Origin of the sequence: Algoriphagus sp. NBT04N3 (genome assembly GCF_019443765.1) — a bacterium.
GTDB lineage: Bacteria > Bacteroidota > Bacteroidia > Cytophagales > Cyclobacteriaceae > Algoriphagus > Algoriphagus ornithinivorans.
Window position 1 is genome coordinate 296,181 of record NZ_CP048415.1, and the last position, 22,642, is coordinate 318,822.

General features: G+C 41.1%; 20 protein-coding genes. 7 read left to right on the plus strand and 13 right to left on the minus strand.

Features of this window, described 5'->3' with window-relative positions; translation table 11 throughout:
• Nucleotides 1-190: 190 nt before the first annotated feature.
• A complete protein-coding gene (locus GYM62_RS01375) occupies nucleotides 191-1,645 on the minus strand; it encodes a DUF294 nucleotidyltransferase-like domain-containing protein (RefSeq protein ID WP_219958009.1) in 1,455 nt (484 codons plus the stop codon).
• A gap of 55 nt (nucleotides 1,646-1,700) precedes the next feature.
• On the opposite strand from GYM62_RS01375, the gene GYM62_RS01380 reads away from it, so the two are divergent.
• The 3 genes from GYM62_RS01380 to GYM62_RS01390 all read left to right on the plus strand — a co-directional run bounded on the left by GYM62_RS01380 (nucleotide 1,701) and on the right by GYM62_RS01390 (nucleotide 4,974).
• Entirely contained in the window at nucleotides 1,701-2,180 is a 480-nt protein-coding gene (locus tag GYM62_RS01380) for a gluconokinase (protein WP_219958010.1), read from the plus strand.
• A 70-nt stretch (nucleotides 2,181-2,250) separates the two neighbouring features.
• The gene (locus GYM62_RS01385; protein WP_219958011.1) at nucleotides 2,251-3,624 is read left to right on the plus strand and encodes an amidohydrolase family protein; all 1,374 of its coding nucleotides are present in this window, start codon (nucleotides 2,251-2,253) and stop codon (nucleotides 3,622-3,624) included.
• 213 nt (nucleotides 3,625-3,837) lie between these two features.
• On the plus strand, nucleotides 3,838-4,974 hold the full coding sequence (locus tag GYM62_RS01390; protein WP_219958012.1) for an aldose epimerase family protein: 1,137 nt from the start codon (nucleotides 3,838-3,840) through the stop codon (nucleotides 4,972-4,974).
• A gap of 40 nt (nucleotides 4,975-5,014) precedes the next feature.
• Here GYM62_RS01390 and GYM62_RS01395 read toward each other — a convergent pair whose 3' ends face one another.
• From GYM62_RS01395 to GYM62_RS01435, 9 genes are all read right to left on the minus strand, one after another.
• On the minus strand, nucleotides 5,015-5,752 hold the full coding sequence (locus GYM62_RS01395) for a hypothetical protein (protein WP_219958013.1): 738 nt from the start codon (nucleotides 5,750-5,752) through the stop codon (nucleotides 5,015-5,017).
• A 152-nt stretch (nucleotides 5,753-5,904) separates the two neighbouring features.
• Entirely contained in the window at nucleotides 5,905-6,735 is an 831-nt protein-coding gene (locus tag GYM62_RS01400) for a hypothetical protein (protein ID WP_219958014.1), read from the minus strand.
• A gap of 467 nt (nucleotides 6,736-7,202) precedes the next feature.
• Nucleotides 7,203-7,613, minus strand: a complete 411-nt coding sequence (locus GYM62_RS01405) for a DoxX family protein (protein WP_219958015.1) — start codon at nucleotides 7,611-7,613, stop codon at nucleotides 7,203-7,205.
• An 82-nt stretch (nucleotides 7,614-7,695) separates the two neighbouring features.
• Nucleotides 7,696-8,169 carry a Crp/Fnr family transcriptional regulator gene (locus GYM62_RS01410; protein WP_219958016.1) on the minus strand — a complete coding sequence of 158 codons (474 nt, stop codon included), beginning with the start codon at nucleotides 8,167-8,169 and terminating at the stop codon, nucleotides 7,696-7,698.
• Nucleotides 8,170-8,328: 159 nt separating this feature from the next.
• A complete protein-coding gene (locus GYM62_RS01415; RefSeq protein WP_219958017.1) occupies nucleotides 8,329-9,822 on the minus strand; it encodes a glycoside hydrolase family 3 protein in 1,494 nt (497 codons plus the stop codon).
• 101 nt (nucleotides 9,823-9,923) lie between these two features.
• Complete coding sequence (locus GYM62_RS01420) at nucleotides 9,924-11,189, minus strand: MFS transporter (RefSeq protein WP_219958018.1); 1,266 nt, start codon at nucleotides 11,187-11,189, stop codon at nucleotides 9,924-9,926.
• Nucleotides 11,186-11,665, minus strand: a complete 480-nt coding sequence (locus GYM62_RS01425; protein ID WP_144607289.1) for a GNAT family N-acetyltransferase — start codon at nucleotides 11,663-11,665, stop codon at nucleotides 11,186-11,188. The genes GYM62_RS01420 and GYM62_RS01425 overlap by 4 nt, the downstream gene beginning before the upstream one ends.
• Nucleotides 11,662-13,230: a glycoside hydrolase family 10 protein gene (locus tag GYM62_RS01430; protein ID WP_255590479.1), complete on the minus strand. Its 1,569-nt coding sequence runs from the start codon at nucleotides 13,228-13,230 to the stop codon at nucleotides 11,662-11,664. Before GYM62_RS01430 ends, GYM62_RS01425 begins: the two co-directional genes overlap by 4 nt.
• Before the next feature lie 85 nt (nucleotides 13,231-13,315).
• Complete coding sequence (locus GYM62_RS01435; protein WP_219958019.1) at nucleotides 13,316-14,002, minus strand: N-acetylmuramoyl-L-alanine amidase; 687 nt, start codon at nucleotides 14,000-14,002, stop codon at nucleotides 13,316-13,318.
• Nucleotides 14,003-14,154: 152 nt separating this feature from the next.
• Between GYM62_RS01435 and GYM62_RS01440 the strand changes: the two genes are divergently transcribed.
• Nucleotides 14,155-14,904: a DeoR/GlpR family DNA-binding transcription regulator gene (locus tag GYM62_RS01440; RefSeq protein WP_091654778.1), complete on the plus strand. Its 750-nt coding sequence runs from the start codon at nucleotides 14,155-14,157 to the stop codon at nucleotides 14,902-14,904.
• Here the strand turns inward: GYM62_RS01440 and GYM62_RS01445 are convergent.
• The 3 genes from GYM62_RS01445 to GYM62_RS01455 all read right to left on the minus strand — a co-directional run bounded on the left by GYM62_RS01445 (nucleotide 14,901) and on the right by GYM62_RS01455 (nucleotide 19,933).
• Nucleotides 14,901-17,003, minus strand: coding sequence for an acylase (locus GYM62_RS01445; protein WP_219958020.1), 2,103 nt, complete (start codon nucleotides 17,001-17,003; stop codon nucleotides 14,901-14,903). The genes GYM62_RS01440 and GYM62_RS01445 overlap by 4 nt on opposite strands.
• Before the next feature lie 111 nt (nucleotides 17,004-17,114).
• Complete coding sequence (locus tag GYM62_RS01450; RefSeq protein WP_219958021.1) at nucleotides 17,115-18,785, minus strand: bifunctional UDP-sugar hydrolase/5'-nucleotidase; 1,671 nt, start codon at nucleotides 18,783-18,785, stop codon at nucleotides 17,115-17,117.
• A 161-nt stretch (nucleotides 18,786-18,946) separates the two neighbouring features.
• Entirely contained in the window at nucleotides 18,947-19,933 is a 987-nt protein-coding gene (locus GYM62_RS01455) for a c-type cytochrome (protein ID WP_219958022.1), read from the minus strand.
• Between the two features lie 238 nt (nucleotides 19,934-20,171).
• Between GYM62_RS01455 and GYM62_RS01460 the strand changes: the two genes are divergently transcribed.
• The 3 genes from GYM62_RS01460 to GYM62_RS01470 all read left to right on the plus strand — a co-directional run bounded on the left by GYM62_RS01460 (nucleotide 20,172) and on the right by GYM62_RS01470 (nucleotide 22,641).
• A complete protein-coding gene (locus GYM62_RS01460) occupies nucleotides 20,172-21,608 on the plus strand; it encodes an amidohydrolase (protein WP_219958023.1) in 1,437 nt (478 codons plus the stop codon).
• A 123-nt stretch (nucleotides 21,609-21,731) separates the two neighbouring features.
• Complete coding sequence (locus GYM62_RS01465; RefSeq protein WP_219958024.1) at nucleotides 21,732-22,259, plus strand: gluconate 2-dehydrogenase subunit 3 family protein; 528 nt, start codon at nucleotides 21,732-21,734, stop codon at nucleotides 22,257-22,259.
• Nucleotides 22,260-22,278: 19 nt separating this feature from the next.
• On the plus strand, nucleotides 22,279-22,641 hold the full coding sequence (locus tag GYM62_RS01470) for a transmembrane 220 family protein (protein ID WP_219958025.1): 363 nt from the start codon (nucleotides 22,279-22,281) through the stop codon (nucleotides 22,639-22,641).
• The last annotated feature ends 1 nt before the right edge of the window (nucleotide 22,642 follow it).

The following is a 22,642-nucleotide window of genomic DNA, read 5'->3' on the forward strand; positions in this document are numbered from 1 at the left end:
TCCAAATAAATTAAAATAAGCAATCGGTTGTATTCCAAAAAATAATTGGAAAATCAATTAAAAGTAAAATTTACTATTGTTTACCTTTTGCAGAGCTTTAAATTATTTGTCTGAGCAAATTTAAAAAACTTTCACTAATAAAAAACAACTTTAATAAAAAATTTATAAAAGTATCGGAAGGAGTTGAAATTTATAGACTTCGGGTAAATGAAAACTTGATTCTGGCCTGGAAATCCTTGATAACTTTAAATATCTCTATGAGAGTAACTGACTGAACTTTAGTTAAAGAGTCAAGGGTCAGAAAGTTCTTAGGTTTTTCCTTTTTCTCAAGAATCAAACCTGCCTGATTTTCCAAGCGGAGAGACATGAGGTAATTGAAAGCATGGATTAATTCCTGGGTTTCAGGCATGGTGAATACTCCTTTTTGCCTTAGCAAGTCTATCCTTCTAACTGTGTTGGTTTCGTGGATTTTATGTTTGAGTGCAAAAACCCTCGCCAAATCCACAATGGGACGCATGGTTTGTTTTAGGTTCAATTGCTTTTCACCGTCAATTTTTTCGGTTTTAATATTTCTAAAGAAAGTAAGTGGCGGTTCGTACTGAAGTGCATTGTAGCCTAAATTGATAAAAAAACGCTCGGGAGCCTTTTCTAGCAGCTCTCCCATATAGTCCTTCAATTCCACTAATAAACTTTCCTCTCCAAAAATGGCTCTGCAATCAAAAAAGGTTGAATAGTTCATGGCTGTTTCCTGAGAGGCGTCAGAGATCCAACTTTCATAATTTCTTTTCCAATGAGAAAGGGAATGAGTCCACTTGGGGTTCATGGCCATAAGTTCACCATCACAAAAGGCGATACCAATCTGATCTAAAGCTGTAGAAACCCGGGTGGCAAAAACCAAGAAATAGGCCCGAACCGCTTCTCGTTGTTCATTCGCTTTATCCTCATAGATAATGGCATTATCCTGATCCGTTTTCAGAGTCAACTCACCTCTTCCTTCACTTCCCAGTACGAAAAAGACAAATTTGGCAGGAGGGCTTCCAATTTCTTTGATGACCCGCTCGATGACTCGTTGCGTAATAGTGTCTGCGACAGTGGTGATGATTTGATTGACTATTCCTGCTTTCATCCCTCTTGAGAGCAGGAGATGAATTATTTCCGGCATACGCTGCCATTTGTCCTTCAGTTCAGTGATCTGTCTGGCTTCTTTTACAGATTGGATAAACATAAAGGGCCCCTGGCTTTGCTCAGTAAGAATTTTGGTTCTGCTAATCCAGCCTATGTATTGCTCATTTTCCTTGACTAACAAATAGCGGGATTTGGTGCGGAACATTAATAAAAGCGCCTCGACGAGAGTGGCTTCAGGATGGATGGAAACCATGGTATGTTCCATGATTTCACTGATGGGTGTGTCGAAAGCCAAGCCTTTTGCCAAAGCCTGATCCCTGAGGGTAATGTCGGTGACATAGCCTTGAATCTGCTGAGGCGATTCCCCTACAAATAGGCAGGAAACCTGCTCTTTTGCCATTTGGGCAGCACAGTCCTGAATAGATGTGGAGGCTTTGGCCATGCGTAAGTGACGGAAATGTAGGTCACTGACATGTTTGGCGTAAAATTGATCCGAAATAAAAGTTGTCCCGCTTTTCATCTTCCCCAAATTAGCTAATCTTTAGGACTGAAGAATAAAAAATCACAAAGCTTATATGTTAATCATTGTCACCGGTGTGTCAGGTACCGGTAAAACAACCTTAGGTTCTGCACTTGCTGCCCAATTGAGTTTGCCATTTTATGATGCGGATGATTTTCATCCAGCTGAAAATATTGCAAAAATGAGTCAGGGCATTCCTCTCAATGACAATGATAGAAAGCCTTGGTTGGAAGCCTTGGCTAGCAAACTTACGGAGTCCAAGGCTGGTGGTGGTTGCGTTTTGGCTTGTTCTGCGCTGAGAGAAAGCTATCGGAAAATTTTGAGAGTGGATTCATCTGTGAAGTGGATTCATCTGAAAGGAGATAGGGATTTGATCTGGGCTAGAATGCTGGCGAGGAAAAACCATTACATGAAGGCGGAAATGCTGGATTCTCAGTTTGCCACTTGGGAAGAGCCAGCCTATGGATTAAAACTGTCCATTGATCAAACTCCTAAAGAGATGTTGCAGGAAGCTTTGAGTTATTTGGACAAATAAGCTTTTACAGGATCGGATTGCATTCCACTTTATAAAACACGAAATTCAAGATAACCTAATATCGATGGCTATGAATTCAATAAAAGTATCGCTGCTGATTTCCTTTTGTTTATTGTCCTTTTTTGCCTTTTCCCAGAAAGCTTTGGTGACTAATGTGCACATCGTGAGTATGGATGGGAAAGAGGTATTGAAAAATCAGGCAGTATACATAGTAGATGGAAAAATTGACCAGATTATTCCTCTCACTGCACAAACTCCCAGGATGTATAGCGAAAATCTGATAGACGGACAGGGCGCTTATATATTTCCGGGATTGGCGGAGTTCCATGCCCATCTTCCTGTTGAAAATGACGGAAATACTCAGCTTCAGGAGGAATCTATGTGGCTTTACCTTGCCAATGGGGTATTGAGAATTCGCAGCATGCTTGGTCATCCTTCCCATATTGATTTAAGAGCAAGAGTAAATTCCGGAGAAACGCCCGGGCCTAGAGTGTATATTTCAGGACCCTCATTCAATGGCAATTCTGTAACTAGTCCTCAGCAGGCGACAAAGATGGTGAGGGAGCAAAAAGAAGCCGGTTATGATCACTTAAAAATTCACCCCGGAGTGGAGCTGGATGAGATGTGGGAAATTTCAAAAACAGCCAAAGAATTAGGAATTCCTTTTGGAGGACACGTTCCTCTCGCTGTGGGGATAAAAAATGCTTTGGGAAGCGGCTTTAAATCCATAGAGCATATGGATGGCTACATGGAAGGCCTTCTGCCAGATAATCTGGAAATTGATCCTGCCACTTCCGGGCCTTTTAATCTGAAGTTAGTTGGAGAAGTCCAGATGGAAAAATTGCCAAACTTGATTCAGATGACTTTGGATCAGGGAACCTATATTGCACCTACTTTAACTCTTTTTGATCGATACTTTGGCTATATCCCGGCAGATGAATTCCGTCAGGCGCCTGAAATGAAATATTTGCCTGGTTTTCTGATACAGCAGTGGGTTAATGCCAAAAAACAAATGGAAAGAGCGGGGATGTTAGATAAAGAGTTTGTAGCTCCTTACCTCGAGTTTAGGAGAAAGTTATTTATGGAATTACATCAGTCAGGAGTGCCAATGATTATGGCTTCGGATTCTCCACAAGTATTTAATGTCCCGGGCTTCTCCATTCATCATGAAATTAGACTGATGTCAGAGGCGGGAATGTCCAACTATGAGATTTTAAAATCTGGCTCGGTTGAACCCGCAAAATACATGGGAGAAGAAAATGACTGGGGAATGATCAAAAAGGGAATGGCTGCTGATTTTGTGATGGTTCAAAACAACCCTCTGGAAGACCTAAACACCATGCAAAAACCTCTGGGAGTAATGATCCGAGGGCAATGGATCAGTGGAGAAAAGCTTCAGGCAGAATTGGATAGGATTGAGAAGAATCATGAAAGGAAGCCTTAGGAAGGTGAGAAGTGAGAAATCTGAAGTCTGAAAAAGTAGGCAGAGGCAGTTGGCAGTAGGCAGTTGGCAGTAGGCAGTGCTAAAACGAGATGGAACAGAGAACGCCTTTCCTGACTAACAAACAGTTATAAAGAAGCTTTTCCGAAGTGGCTGAAAGAGGTCTTACTTTAAATTAACAATAATTCAAAAACCTATATTTACCACCCAGACAATATGAAAAAATCCATCTTCTATTTCTCTCTATTTTTCGGATGGGTATTCGCATCTTGCGATTCTCAACCCCAAAAAGAAACAATCACCCAAGAACTTGAATTAATGATCAAAGCTGAAAAAGTAGCCGAATGGCAAGGAAAAGATGTGTTTCGATACACTTTAGATAATGGAAGCATGAGTGTAGAGCTCTCCAACTTTGGAGGATTGATTTCAAAAATATTCGTTCCTGATCAAGACGGTAATCTCGAAAATACCGCATTGACTTTTGACTCAATTCCTGAGTTCCTTACCAAGCCTAATCCCTTCTTTGGTGCTACGGCCGGGAGAGTAGCAAACAGAATCGCGAAAGGAAAATTCACTCTCAATGGGCAAACTTATACTTTGGCAACCAATAATGGAGAAAACCATCTGCATGGTGGTGTAGAAGGATTTAACAAAAAAGTATGGGATGCTGAGCCGTATACCAATGATTCGATTTTGGGAGTTAAAATGACTTATATAAGTCCTGATGGAGAAGAAGGATATCCAGGAACTTTAACTTCCACCCAATGGATTGAACTGACACCTGATAATACAATCCGTATCCGTTTTGAGGCAACTACTGATCAACCTACTATTGTTAATTTGACCAATCATACTTACTTCAATCTTTCTGGAATTAAGGGAGATGTGTTGGATCATGAATTTCAGTTTTGGGCGGATTATTACACTCCAGTGGATGAAGGATTGATTCCTACAGGTGAAATCAAAGATGTGACAGGTACGCCCTTTGATTTTCGGGAACCCAAAAAACTTGGAGATCAGATCGCTGCCAATGGAGGGGGCTTTGATCACAATATGATCTTGAAACAAGAACCATCAGATGAAATGAAGCATTTTGTCCGCGTTAAGCATCCTGCAAGTGGGCGCGTGATGGATATGTATTCTGATAATATGGGAGTGCAGTTTTATACCGGGAATTTCATTGAAAATTTTGCTGGAGCTGATGGAAAAACCTACCAAAAACACTGGGGATTTTGCTTAGAATCCCAAAACTGGCCCAATGCGATCAATCATGAAAATTTCCCCAGCCCTATTCTAAATCCTGGAGAAAAATATGAGCATAGAATTGAGTATAGGTTTTCGGTGGAGGATTAAATATTAAAAACCTTCAAGCTCGAGGACTTTTTCTTCTGCCTTAACCTTTGATGATCATTTTGAGAAATTCTTGAACGCTCTCAGATCTTCCTAAAGGCTCCAGTAAGAGAACAAATAAATTAACTCCTACAGCTAGGAAAGTGGCGGGATGCTTCAATTTTTCATATTTCCAAGCACCTAGTAGAAGCATACTAATTATCAGAAATTGGGTAAAGTAAATTGGGAGCATGATGTCAATATCTGGCCAGCTATCAATATTTAAGCCCACGTAGACATTTTGAATTCCCCTGCCCAAAGCAGGCATCATAATCAGGAAAACTGTCGAAATCAACCACCAAGCGTGATTTTCTGTTTCTTTCCGATGAATGATACTATTGATTACAGCTAATCCAAATGCTGTAATCATCACAATTTCAACTGCTGCCACCCCAAAAAAGAACCAAGGTTGGAAGGGTCCAAATTGTTCTGGGTTTGTCAGGGATCTTTCCGTAGTCACAATGTCCCGATGCATCATACTTAGTGCTGTAAGTGCAACTCCTCCTGCCAAAAACATTCCTATGATCCCATTAGTCCTGTGGCGGGGCAATTGACCATGAGTGGCAAAATAAGGCTGAATGATTAAAAATATATACCAGATTGTTCCTGTGATATAATGTATGTGAACGGACCAAGCATTATCTGTGAAATCGCCCCAATAATCCCTGAAAATTCCCAGTTGCATAAATATCATCGGAATAAACATCCATAGATAAAGACTCTTATATCGATTTAGTCCCATGGGCTTTATTGGATTAGGTCTTCCTTTTATTTTCTCAATTCAAATTCTATAAAATTATCTTTAAGTTATTGAAAATTAGAGACCTTATAAAGTTCACCCCATTGATGAAGTAATAGATGCTCGATTAAATTCCTTTATCAAAGAGCCTTTACTTAGTAAATACTCAGTTTAGGTCTCTCTATCAAAATGGAAGAAACAAATTTGTTGATGGTTTTGGAGGATCCTCCTATATAATTGTAGACACCTACGGCCCGAGGTGTTATAACTGTATTGGGATCATATAATTTGGCTTTGATGGTACCTAAGGCTAGAATAGCATTTTGGATAGTGGTAGGATTGATTTCACTAGGCATAGGTATAATCGATGAAATATTATCTCCGCTGATTCCTAAAGTCTGTACAGTTAAAGTTCCAGCGATATTGTTGGAAGATGCATTGGCTCCAATCGAAAACAAGTTTCCCAAATCTACCCCAGTCTTATTCACCATAATATTGGCAGTGAGCCTCAATCCAACCCCTACATATACGGGAACTACTGCATCTCCATCGTCGGTAGATCGGATGATGGGATCATAAGAGTTTTCTATTTCACTTTTTTCATACCGTGGCAGTACTTTGAATTCACCTTTTTCTTCATTTATAAACTCTACCCGGAAGAAGTCTGTGCTGTATTTGATATAATCTAAAATGACTACATAATTATGGTTGGCGACTCCCACTGAAGTGGAGCCAAACTTTAATGCTCCATCTGAGGTTACTTCCGCTATTGCAAGGCGGATGGTTTCATCAGGCATAGAACCTAAAAGTACTCCATTGTCGATTTCTCGTTCTTGGAGGTTTTCAGTCCAAACTGGCAAAGGATCAATAGGATGATACCCGTAAGAGCTAGCGTTTGATGTGTCTCCTAAAGTCTTTGGGATTTTTACAGAATTGCAACTTGAAAAAAGAATAGTAGCAATAAAAAAGGAAAGATGAATTTTCATTTTGAAGAGATTTAACCTTCAAAATATTTATAAAAAATACAATATCCTAGTGGAAAAATACAATGGTAGGTTTACAAATAGAAAAAATAGCCATATGGCTTAAGTTTTTATCTAGCCCTCCAAGATAAACCTATCCTCCAAGGGTATAAAAATCCTTGGAGGGTTTTGTGTTCTCCTTCCGAACCTCCAAGGGATTCAAAGCACTTGAATGGTTTTTATCACCGCCTCCTGCACCTCATCAAACCCTTGATATGCGCAAACCACGGCTTCATAGTTCTCCAGATCTCCGAGATGCTTATGGGTAAGTAGAATAAATTTCTTGGAGGAAATTTAATAATACTCACTTTCCGGCAGGAAAAAAGGTAACTAAACCAAAAGCGGTTTGAGTGATTACTCAAACCGCTTTGTCAGGACTCTGTAGTTTGCAAAACTTTTTACAGTTCCCAAATGATAAAGCTCTATTTTCCTTAGCTCTTTGCCAATATTGGAGCTTTTTTGCTTCTTCCCCATGCAACCCATAGCGCAATTCCCATAAAAAAAACATTCATCCCTATTGCCGAGAATTCACCTCGTACAAGATGAAAGCCTCCTGCAAAAACCATTACCAAAGCTAGGCAAAGGGCAGCCCAAACAGCTAAAAAAGGTTTGAACCGGAGAATAGAGGGAATTATTAATCCTAAGCCTCCTAAAATTTCACTAACACCAATTAATCTTATTAATCCTAAAGGTACGGTTGATGTCCACGGAAGAGATTCTGTTAATGTCTCTAGTGGTTGGGTGGCTTTCATAATTCCTGCCATCCCAAACATGATAGCCAGTAAAACCTGTGCAATCCATAAAACTATATTCATGGCCTTGTTGCTTTTTTGATTTGTCATTTTTCCTTCTTTTTGATTGAAGCACAAAACTCTTAAGCTCGGAGAGCCTATGCCTTGATGTACATCAAGAAATGACACTGGATTATTTTTTTTTGGATAGCTCGTTTCTAACTCGGCTCAAAGCCTCAGGAGTGATTCCTAAATAGGAAGCCACCATTTTCAGTGGTTCTCTTGGAATAATATTAGGGTAGGTTTCGACAAAGTGCTCATACCTTTCTTTGGCACTCGAGCTCATTAACATTACAATCCTGTTTTGCATAGAGTTTAAACGTCTAAATAATGCATTAAAGTCTGGGGTTTCTTTAAGCATTTCCTCTTTGGAGGCGACGTTTAATACAGAATCTTCAATTGCATCTATAAATAATTGGCAAGGGGTTTCGGGTTTACAATTGTCCGTAACCAGCCAGTTCTCAGGGCCAAACATATAAATATGTTCTTTCCCCTTTTCATCTATCGTATAGCTCCGAAGCAAACCACTTTCCACAAAATAAACCTTGGAGTTTGTATCTCCTTTTCGCTGTAAAATGGTCCCTTTTTTTACCGTTATTTTTTTCAATTGTGAAATCCTATAAGTTGTACAACTTGAAAGAGGCTTATTTATCCGAGAATATTTAAGGTTTCCATTCTTTCCAATCTGATGGATTGATTGTTGTTATTCTTAATTATTGCCAATCTTCGAAATTTAAAAAAAACCGACTCTCAAGCTTAGCTGATTTTAAAGGAAAAGCTTTACCACTACCCCCTGTACCTCCTCAAACCCTTGATATGCGCAAATCACGGCCTCAAAATTCTCCAGATCTCCGAGATGCTTTAGCGCCAATGGATTTCCAAAATGAACCAAAATACAAGGCTTGCTTTTTGCCAATGCCTTGATTTCCCCCAATACAGACTGATCCATTCCAAACTGATTCAAGGGCTTGTGGCTTGGGACAAAAACAGATAGAATTACCTTTTCTGCTTTATCAGCTGTTTCAAAATCCAGTTTCAAATTCAGAGAAAAGTGACTTGCTGTCTGAGTGAAAAATTCATTATATCCCAACTTTCCAGCCTTTGCTAAAGCTTGTATTTCAGAAGGATTAAGCTCCCCCCAAATAACCGACACATAGTTTTTCGCCAGATCTTTTTGAAGCCTGAAATGCTGGTCCCAATTAAAAGCTGGAACTTCAATTGGCTTATAGTCCAACACACCTAAGCGCTTTTTCAGGTCCATTATTTTTTGGAAAACCAGATCCGCTTCTTCATCAGAGGTCTTCTGAGTGATTTTTTCAATGCCTTCGGTTACATGATCCGAAAAGCAAAGGATATCATTTCCCGCTTGGAAAGCCTGCCATTCCAATTCCCCCGGCTCAGGGAATAGATTTGCCACCGCTTTCATATTCAAAGCATCTGAGATGACTAATCCCTGAAAGCCCATTTCTCCTTTCAGCAAGTCGGTAATTAACGCTCGGCTGATACTGGCCGGTATGTCTTTTCCTCCAGTCAGTGCCGGAACTGCCAAATGCCCGACCATGATCATTTCAACACCCCGGTCAATTCCATATTGAAAGGGTAAAAGCTCTTCAGTTTTGAGCTCTTCCTTGCTTTTATGCAAAATCGGCAAGCCCAAATGGGAATCCACCGCCGTATCTCCATGTCCCGGAAAATGCTTCAAACAGGCTCCAATCCCTGCTTTTTTCATCCCTGAATAAGCTGCAAAGGAAAGTTTGGCAACTTTCTCAGCATCATCTCCAAAAGAGCGATAGCCGATCACGGGATTGTTTGGGTTGGTATTCACATCTGCACAGGGAGCCAAATTGAGATGAATTCCGGATCGCTTCATGTCCATTCCCATGTGATAGCCTACTTCTTCCACCCATTGTTCAGCATCCTTTTTCAAAGCTCCCAAGGTAATTGCAAAAGGGTATTGAGGTGTTTTTTCGATCCGCATAGCCAAACCATATTCTCCATCAATACTGATCAATAGCGGGATTTTGGAAAGTTTTTGGTAGCGGTTGATAAGAGTGATTAATTTTTCAAAAGTACCCGCAACGTCCAAGGTCTCTGCTCTTTTCTCAAAATTGGCTGCAGCGGAATGTCTACTGTGGAAAAAAGTCAGCCCACCAATTTCCTGCTCCTGAATCAATTTTTCTATAGCCTGATAATTCTCCTTTGAATCATGGATGAAAGCTGCAGGAGAGAAGCACTGGGCGATTTTTTGTGATTTGTTCATGTCATTTATATTCTGGCGGCACTTCGTTATTCAACATTCAGAGTTCGATGTTCATTATTAAAATGTCGAATATCGAACGCTGAACATCGAATGTCGAAGTTTCAGCTTTCTAACTTCTTCCCAAACTCTCTAGGATACTTCGCCACATAGGCCATCACAAAACTTGGAATTGTAGCCAAAACCACCCAAACAAAGAAGCCGGGATAGCCCAACCATTCTTGCATATATCCTGAAAGCATCCCAGGAAACATCATTCCCATTGCCATAAAGCCTGTTGCTAGGGCATAATGGGCAGTTTTGAAAAGACCTTCAGCTAAATAAATCAGAAAGACCATGTAAGCGGCAAACCCAAAACCATAGCCTAACTGCTCAATGATTACTACTATGGCTGGAAATAGAAAGTTATCGGGTTGCTGCCAAGACAGGAGCACATATCCCAAATTCGGTGCGTTGATCGCAAAAGCCATTGGCATCATCCACTTGCCCAATCCATCTCTGGAAATAACAATTCCTCCGATGATTCCTCCAACCAAAAGTGAAATTACTCCCAATGTACCATACAAATACCCAACATCCGTTACGCTCAATCCCAATCCTCCTGCTGTCCTTTCGTCCAAGAAGAAGGGGGAAGCCATCTTTACTAATTGGGACTCTCCCAATCGATACAAAAGCACGAAAGCGAGAGAGATTCCGATATTTTTCTTGGTGAAAAAGGTCCCAAATACCTTCCCGAAGCTAGGTTGATCTTCTCTTTTAACCCGAACTTCCTGCACATTGGGTGTCGCGAAAAAGTTGATTAGCGTCAAAGTCAACATCAATCCAGCCACAATAATCATGGTCCATGACCAGGCTTTGGTGGGATCACCCAAGCTTTCTTCCAAATTGCCTGCTATTATGACAATCAAACCCTGTCCGGTGATCATCCCTACACGATAAAATGTACTTCTCAATCCCACAAAGAAACTTTGCTGATCGGGTTTCAGGGCGATCAAATACATGCCATCAGAAGCTATATCATTCGTAGCTGAAGCAAAAGCTCCCATCCAGAAAAAGGCCAAGGTTATCGTGAAGAACTGATTGAGTCCGGTCGTCAATCCAACTCCCAAAAAGACCAAAGAGAGCACCAATTGCATGCTGAGAAACCATTTTTTCTTATTCCCAACCAATTCTAGCACTGGGCTCCAGATAGGTTTGATCACCCAAGGCAGGTAGAGAAAGGAGGTATAAAGCCCAATATCCGCATTGGAGATCCCCAAGCTTTTATACATTACCACAGATACAGTAATAATAATGAGGTAAGGGATCGATTCAGTCAGGTAAAGGGATGGCACCCACAGCCATGGGTAATTGGGTTTGGTTTGACTCATGATTTTCTTAATAATCGTTCATAAACACTGACATCAGAGCCTTCAATTACCTTGGCATTTACTGCTTTCTCATAAAATTCCGCAGGCCCTACTCCTCCAATGATGGCATAAGCATAGCCCATTTCCCGAAGGGATTCGAGGGCTTTGATCAATAATACTTTACCAATTCCTTTTCCTCGCTCAGATTCCAAAGTACCCGTTGGTCCGAAAAAATTTCTTGCTGTACTCTCGTAGCAGGCAAATCCCAAGAGTTGATTTCCCCGCTGAGCAATCCAACAGGAGACCGGTTGTCTGCTAAAGGCTACCTCAACTTCTGATTTCCAATAAGCGCCGAATTCTTGCATTACCCATTCGCTTACCAGATGCTTTTCAGGAGCAATTGCCCTTCTAAAAGTGATTTTCTCCTTGGATTCCAAGTTTTTCTGAAGCTCCAGAATATCCGGTAAGCCAATTAACCTGACAAGCATGTCTTTCATGGGCGTGATAATTTGGGTGTTTGAAATACTTGGGTTTGTACTATTCTTCCATAATGATCAATCCATCGAATCGCCAAATACTCAGTATTTAAGCTGGCCACTTCAAGAAATCGTGCTCTAGAGCCACCCACCCATGCTGTATGAATCACTGCATCATGTAGGCTAGCCAAATCATTTCCTCCCTGAACCATTGCATATCGGATGGCAGGATCTAGTGGCTTCTCCAAGCTGATTTGAGTTTTATTCAGGTTTGATTTGACATCCAAAACAACCGGAATTTCTATAATCGCTTTTTGTTTAGGTTCGAAGGATGGTGGGAGTGTAGGTTGATCATACACCTCATTCTTCAACATTTTGGCGATGTCTTGATTCTTCTGGTAAATGGATTTTGCAGAGAAAAAGGCGCTTCCATGTACCTGAGGTAAGGTTCTGGCATAATTCACTTGTGTATTGATCTCAGCTGGATTTTTCCATGCCTCATCCGAATCTTCGCGGATTTTATAAGGTCCATGTCCGATATAAATTGGAATGCCAAAACTATTATTGGACCACCAGTCTGCTAAGGTTCGATGGGAAGCCAATCGATGATTCATGCTCCAATAAAGCTGGGGAATCAAATAGTCAATCCATTTATTTTTCATCCAAAGCAGTACATCTGCAAAGAGATCATCATAGTTGGTTTGGCCTGCTTGTGTAGGAGAGCCCTTTGGGTCTTTATTTTGATTTCTCCATACTCCAAAAGGAGAAATACCGAATTGAACCCAAGGTTTACTGCTTTTGATGGTTTGGTTGAGAGCAAAGATCAGTTCATTGACATTCTGCCTTCTCCAATCATCCCGAGACTGACCTGATTTTTTGTATTTATCATAGGAGGCCTTGTCTGGAAACTCCAACTTCCCTTCTCTGTAAGGGTAGAAATAGTCATCAAAATGAATGGCGTCGATATCGTAATTATCCACGACCTCTTTGATAATTTTAAGCAAATGCTCTTTCACTTCTGGAAGTCCTGGATCATAGTACCACTTGGTACCGTATTTCAGCATCCAGTTTCTATGTTGATTGAAGTCATGTTCCGGGCTAAGTTCCTCAGTCTTCAGATCCATGGTCGCTCGGTATGGATTCAGCCAAGCGTGAAATTCCAAACCTCTATCATGAGCTTCTTTGATCATCCATGTCAAAGGGTTTTCGCTGGTAGCAGGAGCCTTGCCTTGCTTTCCAGTCAGGTATTTTGACCAAGGTGCATAGTTGCTTGGATAAAAAGAGTCGCCTGCAGTCCTAATTTGAACGATTACAGCATTGAAGTTCAGATCTTTATAATAGTCCAAGAGGCCAATAAAATCCCGCTTTTGTTTTTCCCAGGAATCAACGGAAGAAATGGGCCAGTCAATATTTGCGACAGTGGCAATCCAGACACCCCGAAATTCCCTGGGCATTTCCGGTAAGCGATAACTCAAAGGTTGCAGGGTTACAGGTGCTTTGGGAAGCTCCTTTACTGGAAGGGTTTGTTTTGGAGACTCAGATTGAGGTATTTCAGCCCGTTTTGAACCATTATTCGGGGTGGCCACTTTTTTCTGAGTTTTACAGGCAGAAAAGCAAATCAGCAAAAAACAAATAAAAAACAGGGATGAAGAGGTGCTTCTAAGCATAGAATTAATAGGTAGTAGGGATGGGTTTGAGGTTTAAATCACTAAGGTTTTTTCGAAGTTTTTTCATAAAACTATCCCCGGGGTCTGTTTTGACAGTTCTGTAGTCAGGGTCTGCTTCTTTCCATAATTCTGTTTCCTGAAAAAGTTGATATTCATGATGACCGATGACATATTCCAAAGGATATTTTTTTCTAAGGTACCTGATTAGATTCTCGTTGGCTTTCAATTGAGCTTTAGTAAGGGGTGCTTCAGGCCCTCCCACATTTTCAATGCCTATTGCGCAATAATTAAGCCCTATCGTATGCCTTGCAAAGGTGGTGTCAGGAAGAAGTCTAAAGATGGTGCCATCCCTATCAATCAAAAACTGGCTACTGACATTGAGATTACTGGCACTCGTCAAATCTTCTCTACCTCCCAAAGTTGGTGAATCGAAAACGTCAAAAGTGACCTCTATATTATCAATTGCCGTCCAGTGAACAACCACTATTTGAGGGCTGATAGTAGCTTGTTCTTTATCCAGGCCATGTCTTTCACTTAAGTATTGAAGTGAGAGTTGCTCTCTTGTTTCATTCCAGGTGATTGGCTTTTCTATTATTCTAAAAGTAGCCTGAGGGCTGCAAGCTGAAAAAAGCAAAGCAATGAAAGAAAGACAAATTGTGTTGAAGCTGTATTTTTTCAAGTTCAGGTTCATAGCAGGCTGGGGTCTTTTCAACAGCTAAACTACCTAGAATATTGCAGGTTTGGGAATGATTAGGCGCAATTTTTTGCAAGCACTAGCGAGCACCTTTATACTTTTGCAAGTTTTTGCTGTTTTTAGTAGCTTACGTTTTTATCACCGATTCCATGCTAAAAGAAGAAAGACAAAAGTATATCCTAGACCAGGTTCATTTACATCATAGAGTTTTGCTGACAGACCTCTCCGATTCGCTTAATGTGTCAATTGATACGGTTAGACGAGATGTAAAAGAGCTGGCAAAAGAAAAGAAACTTAAAAAAGTCCATGGAGGAGCGACTTCTTTTGGTTTTATGAACTTCAGTAAGGATGATGGCAATATTTATCTTCTTTCCAAAAAAATCCGGATTGCTGAAAAAACTGTTTCCCTGCTCTCCGAAGGTCAGGTGATTCTGATGAGTGGAGGGACTACCAATATGGAAGTTGCCAAAATGATACCCAGGAGATTGCCGCTCACTGTATTCACGCCAAGCCTACATGTGGCTATGCAATTGTTGGAATTACCGGAAGTTGAGGTGATTTTTCTGGGAGGAAAGCTCTTGCATGAGGCCAAATTCGCGGTGGGAGGAACTGTAGTAAACTCCCTAAATCAGCTGAAAGTAGATCTCTGTATTTTAGGAACAGGCTATCTGGATGCAGAGCATGGGTTGACGGAGTTTGACTGGGAGGTGATTCAAGTGAAACAGGCCATGATTCGTGCTGCCAAGAAGACAATCATACTTTCTGTATCCGATAAATTGCACACTGTGCAAAAATACAAGACCTGTGATCTGACAGCTGTTCACACCTTAGTCACGGAACTTCATCCCACCGACCCGGTTTTGGATGCATTCAGAAATTATGATTTGAAGCTGGTTTAGGGACTTTGTCTTTTTCCGGGATTGTAAATCTCCCGGGCATTTTTCAAGACTTCTTCCTTGTCTAGTGTCATAGGTTTTAATTCCCTTGCTAAAAATCGCTCCATTTGATCTGCATAGTGCGGACTTTCAGGACGATTACTGGCTCCAAATACATTGATGGTTTCTATTTTTGGTAAGCCTTCTCCAAACTTGACCATCATGATATAGGATTCTCCTTGCACACCTTTCCGCATTCCATTTTCCCAGTTCTGAGATCGCATGGCGGCAATTACATCATCCAGACCCCAAAGTGGAAGCACTTTATCTCCTCTTACTAGCTTTTGGTATTCGCCCAAACCGACCAATTCTTTTCCAAAATGCTCCTTGAAATGCGCTTTGGCAGCCCGAATACCTTCTGCTGCTTCTTCTTTTGTAAGCGTAGTTTCAAAAGGCCTTTTCATTTTGTCAAATTGATCCCACCAGTAATAATATACAAAAGCAAAAAGTGCTGCTCCCTCACTTTTCACTCCGGCAGATTTATCCCAGTTTTTTAGCACTTGAATTTGAGGAGCAATGTCAGAAAACTCAGCGCTATCCAATGAAAACATAGCCTGCATATTAGTTCTAAATGCAAGTTGACTAGGTAGTTTTTGATCGAATTTTATTTGTTCAAATTGTTCCCAAGAGATTTTTCCGGAATCCGGCATGATTTCCCTAAATCTCAGTGAGCGGTTATTATCTCTTTTGGAAAAATTCATCTCAGAGGGAAAATCATTTTGGTTTAGGTTATCCGAAAAAGAAGACGCCTTGAAAGGAGAATGATTCGTATTATAGAGGTATCCTGATTTGGGATTTACTTGCTGGGGTAAGTCCTTAAAGTCGTGGTATGCGGTCCAGAGAGTTTCTCTTGTATTACCAGGTACTGTTCCGGTATAATCATACCCAGGCTTTCTAATAGGCAACAGTCCATTACTGACATAAAAAATGGTATCAAACTTATCCGCATAGACTGTATTGAAGCTGGTTAAATCCATTCTTTCCATAGCGGATTTCCATTCTGTAAAGTTTTTAGCTTTATTCATTCTCCACCATTGCTCCGGTGCGCCGATTCTATCTAAGGCGCCCAATCGAATGGAAAAAGCTCCTTGATCAGTGACTAAGGTTGGGCCATATATACTATTCCAGATGGTTTTAGGGACAGGAATCGTGAGCCAATCCCATAATTTTACTTTAAGCCAAATGGTCTTTTCTTCCAGTTCCAGCCATTCTCCATCGACATAATATTGATCAGGATCTTCGGGATTGCTTTGCAATTGGTACAGGTCCAAAAGATCTGGAAAGTTTACAGTATGAGCCCAGCCCAGATTTTCATTGACTCCATGGAAAATCATGGCTCCCCCGGGAAATAAACCTCCAAGCATGTTCCAGCCTTCCTCAGAATGCAAATGTGCCTCATACCAAGCGACTGGTCCTTCAAGCGGTTGATGCGAGTTGATAGCCAAAAAGCTTTCTCCTGATTCCGTTCTATCAGAATGAATCGCAATTGCATTCGAACCTTTGGGATTTGGATCAGGAGGAAGTACTGTCACCTCACCGCTAAATATAGCTTGAACAGCTCTGTCAGCCCCCGACATTTGGGCCAATGACAAAATATATGCTGAAGCGATATCTGCTGTGCTCACCGGAAAGGCACGACTGTAAAGCATTTCTTTCGGATGCTGCAATGCATAATCGTTGATGCCAGCAGCATAGCCTTCCAAGACTTTTTTAAACTCGGCTAAATAAGAACTTTCGTATTTCTCTTTAGCTATTTTTTGGGTTTCTAAAAGCTGAACAAAAAAATCTACAGCTGCCCCCTCTTCTCCATAAACTCTTCCTACCAAAGCTTTGCCAGCAAGCATGGTTTTTTGAATTGTTTCAATATCATCTTCCGCATGAGCCCAGGCCAAGCCATAAGCAACATCTGCATCGGTTTTTCCAAAAATATGGGGAACTCCAAAATCGTCTCTTGCTATTTGAATCTGTGAACTTTCCCAGCCGGACTCTTGGTGAACCGAGTTGCATGAACTCAGAAATACTATAAAAAGTAAAAAACTGCCAAATGAATGATCAATGCGCATAGAGAAGATTTTGATTGGGAAATTAGAAGGTTAACGTCAGTTGTACAAGCTTGTTCGTAAAACAAAAAAAGCTAACCTCTCGGTTAGCTATAGGGTGAAAAAGCAACTTATTTATTTAAACTGATAGTCTACGCCGTAAACCTGGGTAAGTAGAGTAGGAGGAGCATCGAGTGCCACAGCAGATTTGGGAGGGGTAGGACTTACCGGCGAATTGGCTGCCAGATAATTTTTCATCGCCTGATGCAAAGTATAGGCAGTGTTTTCTGTTTCCATGACACCTTTGAATCGGCATAGCATATCATCCGGATCTCCATCTCTTTCACAGGCACAAATGCTATACACTCTATCAGGATCAATCGGTTTTCCATGAATCAATGCCTTCTGAACCCGCTGACCTTCCTCTCCAAAAGCCAAAAATTCGATTTCCATTCCTCTGAATTTGATGACCCATCCTCCAAATCGTTTGGAGGCGTCTTTTGCAAACACATTATTCAACTCCTTTTCCAACCATTCCTGAATTTGTTGTCCAGTTACTTTACCGGTACGAATCATAGAATCCACGGGCAGCATATCGAAAATGTATCCGTTTGTGATGGGGATATTTCCAGTTTGGTCAGGAGTCGTGTTGGGAGGGCAAAACCTGAAACCATTCGAAAGGACAATATCTACCTCTGGAACCTGCCAGCTCACGGCATCCAAAATCATAGTATCTATTGGGTTTTCTATGACAAAGTATCGGTATAGCGGAAGAGTACTATATCCGGCAATTTCAAAAATATCCTCTTGAAAAGGCCCTTCATTATTCTTGATGAGTTGGGATATTTTTGGGTCGGCTTTATTTTCTGTTGCGGATACCTCCAGCAATTCATAATGATCAGAAACCACCTTTCCATCTTGAATTTTTAATTCCAGCTTGCCCACAAATGAACCGAAAGCGCCGGGCTCTACCACTTTGGCATATTTTGATTGAATAGGTTTTCTTACTCTTTCATGAGTATCCCCGCCAAGTATATAATCCACTCCCTCACAAGCCGGAATATTAGCTAAGTGAATTTGTTGTGAAAGACCTAAATGGGCAATGATTGCAACAAAAGCACATTTCTCCTGATTCCGGAGCACATCCACATAGTGGTCAAGATTTTCTTCGGGCTTGGTGTAAATAATCCCTTTGCTGTAATTTGGGGATTGTCGAATAGGAACCAAATGATCCGTGTATCCCAAGAAACCTATTTTGACACCATTTACTGTCCAGATATGGTAAGGAGGAAAGATCAGCTCGCCTTTTGTTCCTTCACCCAAGTCATGATACATATTGGCGCAGATTTTTGGGGCATGAAGCGAACCCAATAAGTGCTGCATGGCTTTTTTGTAATAAATCACCTCCCAATTTCCGGGAAGGTATAGGTCATAACCCATTTCGTTGAGGAGCGGGACCATCGCTTCACCCGTTGTTCTTACAGATAGCTCAGAGCCTTGAAACATATCTCCCGTATCTATGACAAAGCTGTGTTCAGCTTTTGCTTTCTCCTTTTCCAGAAATGTTTTGAGATGGGCATATCCTCCCGTTTTTCGATAGACAGCCTGATCATTTTCCCAGAATAACTCATCATGTGGATGGATTTGGCAATGCACATCTGTAGTTTGAAAAATACTGATGGTGAAGGATTTTTTGTCTTTTTCTTCAGCTTCGGCTTCAGCAGGAAGACTACCAAGACTAAGAAGGCCTGTTCCTGTACCTATTGCTCCCAGTTGGGAAAGGAATTTTCTTCTACTTGCTTTCATGGTTAATTCTGGGTTAATGGTATAGAAAATCTCTGAATAAGAGATTTTTGGAAAGGGTCAGTCTTCCCATTTAGATTCCAAAATACATCGAAAAAGTCTTTGGGTTTTGTGATTAGGGTCACATTGCAAAAGAAAACCCTGAATTTCTTCAGGGCTTGAGCTTAGTTGGCAGAGGCTGTAAAGCGAATTACCTGATTCCGTTTGGGTTCGAGTGTTCTCAGATAAGCATAAATCGCTTTCAGGTCTTGTTCTGTCATTCCGGCATACATAGTCCAAGGCATAATGGTGTTAAATTCTCCCTGGGGAACTTGAGGAATCACATAAGCTGAATCAGTGTATTGTTTAAATCTTTGAACAAATGTTGCTTCATCCCAATTTCCGATCCCTGTTTCAGGGTCAGGAGTAATATTGGATGAGGTTACCTTAGACCCATCAGGAAAAGGAAAATCTCTACCTCCTTCAAAGGCCACTTCTTGAATAATCATCCCTTGAGGGTCTGCTTGAGTATGACATTCTATACAGCCTGAAGCATTCACAAGGTATTTTCCATAAGCCACCTGATCAGCCGGGTTTGGTTTTTTCATTGGCTCGGGATCTTTTGGTAAGGTGTTGAGGATTAGACTTACTGGAAAATCTGCTTTGGAATCAGGAACTTCACTTTCTACACTTGGTAAGGAACGTATATAGGCAATAATGTCATAAATATCTTCAGGATCCATTTTTCCATAATACTTATATGGCATGAGCGGGAACATAGCTCTCCCATCATTGGTCACTCCGGTAGTTATGAGTCGATAAAGTTCTCCGTCCGAGTAGTCTGAAATTCCAAATGGAGTGATGTTTTTGGCGTAAAACACACCTGGGAAACCCATCCCGTGATCAAATCTGTCTCCTCCTTTGCCAAGCGTTCCGGGGGCAGGAGGGCCCGAAAACAATGAGAAATCCCGTTGAGAGTGGCAGTCCATACAGACGGCTACATGATTTGCGAGATAAGCTCCTCTTTCGATTCGGTCAGCGGTGTACTCAATTTTCAAATCTTCTGCAGGAGATACCTTGGGAAAAACAATGTTGAGGTAGGCGAAAACACAAATAAGAAGTAAAACAATTGCCCCTAACATCCAGCCTAGGACTTTAAATAATTTATTCATAGTGCGTAAAGGTTTGGTTATCAGAAAAGTACAAATAATAAAAATTAGATGGAAATTTTCGGGTATAAAATCAATGTTTCTGTAAATGAATAACTATAGGAATAATTAAATAGAATTTTTCAAAGAATTGATCAAGCTGCTTAAATGCAGATTCTATTTTTTCCTGTAAAAATCTTTGCCTGAGCTGTATTTCAGCCGTATTTTCGACTAAACTTACCAATTAATCAAAACTAAATTTATGATATCTAAAAGAAAGACATACATTCTATTGTTTGCCTTGCTCTGGGCTAATTTTTCCATGGCACAGGAAAAAACAATTTTGAATAGCCTGGATCAAAAGGCTGAATTTTATGGTGCGATTTCCAAGCTAATTTGGTCCAATCCTGAATTGGGATATTTGGAAACTGAGAGCTCTGAGCTTTTGCAAAAGACTTTAAAAGATGCTGGATTTAGTGTTAAAACCGGTGTGGCTGACATTCCCACTGCATTTGTGGCGGAATTTGGCTCAGGAGCTCCAGTGGTAGGGATTATGGCTGAGTTTGATGCTTTGCCTGGAGTCTCCCAAAAGGCAGTTCCTTTTAGAGAACCTGTTGTGGAAGGCGGAGCCGGTCATGCCTGCGGCCACCATCTTTTTGGCACTGCCTCAGTTGCTGCAGGAATTGCCGTAAAAGACTGGATGCAACAGAATAAAATCACTGGAACTATTCGTGTATATGGAACACCGGCTGAAGAAGGTGGTGGAGGAAAAGTGTACATGGCAAGAGCAGGGCTAATGGAGGATGTAGACGCGATGTTGCACTGGCATCCAGGTTCCAAAAATGATGCTTCTGCCAGTTCATCTTTGGCCAATATTTCTACCAAATTTAGATTCTACGGTGAAGCGTCCCATGCTGCTGCAGCTCCTGATAGAGGAAAGTCTGCCTTAGACGGAGTGGAAGCGATGAATTTCATGGTTAATCTTTTACGTGAACATGTACCTCAAGAAACAAGGATGCACTATGTAATCACCCGTGGAGGTGAAGCTCCAAATGTGGTTCCAGCATTTGCTGAATCCTATCACTATGTAAGACACCCGGATGCAAGAGTGGTTAAGGAGATCTTTGCTAAAATGGTAGCAGCCGCTGAGGGTGCTGCGCAAGGCACACAGACTAAAATGGAGTATGAGGTGATCAATGGAGTTTACAATCTTCTCCCTAATGAAACCTTGTCCAGAATTATGTATAAAAACCTTCAAATGGTAGGTGGTTTGAAGTACAGCCCGGAAGAGACAAAATTTGCTCAGGACATTATTAAGACCTTTCCTTCCGGAGTAAATACCTCTCCAGAGGATGCCCAAAAAATTGCTCCATTTGAGGTAAATGAGAAAGGTTCTGGAGGTTCTACTGATGTGGGTGATGTGAGTTGGTTGGTACCTACGGCCGGATTGAATGTTGCTACTTGGGTACCAGGTACCTCTGCCCATACTTGGCAGGCTGTAGCTGCTGGTGGAACAAGCATTGGTCAAAAAGGTATGATGATCGCCGCAAAGACCTTGGCTTTAACAGCTTCAGATATATTCAAAAATCCAAAGGTAACTGCAGAAGCACAGGCTGAGCTGAAAAGAAGACAAGGGGAAGGGTTTAAATACGATGCCTTGGTTGGAGATAGAACAGCTCCGTTGGATTACAGAAAATAAAAATCAGATAATAATCAACTCCGGCCCAAGGTCGGAGTTTTTTCTTGCCATTGGTGGAATTATCAAGCCTCATTTTTGAATGGATTTGTAAAAAACCTAACTTGAAAATCTATCCTTAATGCTATGAACAGAAGAAAATCTCTAAAAATCCTGGGGGCCTCAGGACTTGGAATCGCAGGATTGGCAATTGCTGATTGGAAATGGGAGTTGGTAGACCAATTAACCCATAAAGGATTCTTCACCTGGAAAGAGGAAAAATTGATTTCAACCATAGCGGATACGATTATTCCGGAAGGACTTCCAGCTAAAACCCCTTCTGCTGAAGCAAAGCCCATCGGCGCTTTGAGCACAGGTACGGATAAATTCTTACTTCGTCTATTTGAATATTGCTATGAAGAAGACACCCATCAGCTCTTGAGAAATCAGCTAGAGGCTTTGGATAAAACCAACTTTCTGAAAAAGGAGCAGGGAGAACGGGAGGAGATTTTGATGGCCATGGCTAATTCTGAAATCGAGCAGGAGAAAGAATTTTTTAACCTCATGAAATCCCAGACTATTTATGGGTTTACCACGGTTAAAGAAGTAATGGTGGATTATAGAGGCTATAAAGTCGCGGCAGGAGGATTTTCTGGTTGTGTGGATGTAGCCTAGTTTATCTTTCCCAAATTCTATGAATATCACGAAAATATTTTACGCGACTTGGGCAGTATTATTTGCTCTTTTTGCTTATTGGCAATTCAATGACCCTGATCCCGAAGTCTGGGTAAGCACTTATGTAGTAGCTATCATCTTTTGCCTCTTTGGTTTTCGGGGTATTTTCCCAAAAATTCCCCTGACTGTATTAGTGGTTGCCTGCTTGGTAGGAGCCGTATATTTTTGGCCGGAATCGGTGAGTGATTGGATTGTTCAGGAACTAGAGCAAAAGAATCTCAGCATGAAAACTCCCCAAATGGAGGAAGCAAGAGAAACTTTTGGTTTGATGATTATCGCTTTGGTGATGCTTCCCGGTTTGATCAAAGCCTGGAAGAAATAGA

Excerpts from the sequence above, each read along its gene's own strand:
- GYM62_RS01375 (WP_219958009.1), bottom strand. The coding sequence starts at position 1,645 with ATGAAAAGCGGGACAACTTTTATTTCGGATCAATTTTACGCCAAACAT.
- GYM62_RS01380 (WP_219958010.1), top strand. The coding sequence starts at position 1,701 with ATGTTAATCATTGTCACCGGTGTGTCAGGTACCGGTAAAACAACCTTA.
- GYM62_RS01385 (WP_219958011.1), top strand. The coding sequence starts at position 2,251 with ATGAATTCAATAAAAGTATCGCTGCTGATTTCCTTTTGTTTATTGTCC.
- GYM62_RS01390 (WP_219958012.1), top strand. The coding sequence starts at position 3,838 with ATGAAAAAATCCATCTTCTATTTCTCTCTATTTTTCGGATGGGTATTC.
- GYM62_RS01395 (WP_219958013.1), bottom strand. The coding sequence starts at position 5,752 with ATGGGACTAAATCGATATAAGAGTCTTTATCTATGGATGTTTATTCCG.
- GYM62_RS01400 (WP_219958014.1), bottom strand. The coding sequence starts at position 6,735 with ATGAAAATTCATCTTTCCTTTTTTATTGCTACTATTCTTTTTTCAAGT.
- GYM62_RS01405 (WP_219958015.1), bottom strand. The coding sequence starts at position 7,613 with ATGACAAATCAAAAAAGCAACAAGGCCATGAATATAGTTTTATGGATT.
- GYM62_RS01415 (WP_219958017.1), bottom strand. The coding sequence starts at position 9,822 with ATGAACAAATCACAAAAAATCGCCCAGTGCTTCTCTCCTGCAGCTTTC.
- GYM62_RS01420 (WP_219958018.1), bottom strand. The coding sequence starts at position 11,189 with ATGAGTCAAACCAAACCCAATTACCCATGGCTGTGGGTGCCATCCCTT.
- GYM62_RS01425 (WP_144607289.1), bottom strand. The coding sequence starts at position 11,665 with ATGAAAGACATGCTTGTCAGGTTAATTGGCTTACCGGATATTCTGGAG.
- GYM62_RS01435 (WP_219958019.1), bottom strand. The coding sequence starts at position 14,002 with ATGAACCTGAACTTGAAAAAATACAGCTTCAACACAATTTGTCTTTCT.
- GYM62_RS01440 (WP_091654778.1), top strand. The coding sequence starts at position 14,155 with ATGCTAAAAGAAGAAAGACAAAAGTATATCCTAGACCAGGTTCATTTA.
- GYM62_RS01445 (WP_219958020.1), bottom strand. The coding sequence starts at position 17,003 with ATGCGCATTGATCATTCATTTGGCAGTTTTTTACTTTTTATAGTATTT.
- GYM62_RS01450 (WP_219958021.1), bottom strand. The coding sequence starts at position 18,785 with ATGAAAGCAAGTAGAAGAAAATTCCTTTCCCAACTGGGAGCAATAGGT.
- GYM62_RS01455 (WP_219958022.1), bottom strand. The coding sequence starts at position 19,933 with ATGAATAAATTATTTAAAGTCCTAGGCTGGATGTTAGGGGCAATTGTT.
- GYM62_RS01460 (WP_219958023.1), top strand. The coding sequence starts at position 20,172 with ATGATATCTAAAAGAAAGACATACATTCTATTGTTTGCCTTGCTCTGG.
- GYM62_RS01465 (WP_219958024.1), top strand. The coding sequence starts at position 21,732 with ATGAACAGAAGAAAATCTCTAAAAATCCTGGGGGCCTCAGGACTTGGA.
- GYM62_RS01470 (WP_219958025.1), top strand. The coding sequence starts at position 22,279 with ATGAATATCACGAAAATATTTTACGCGACTTGGGCAGTATTATTTGCT.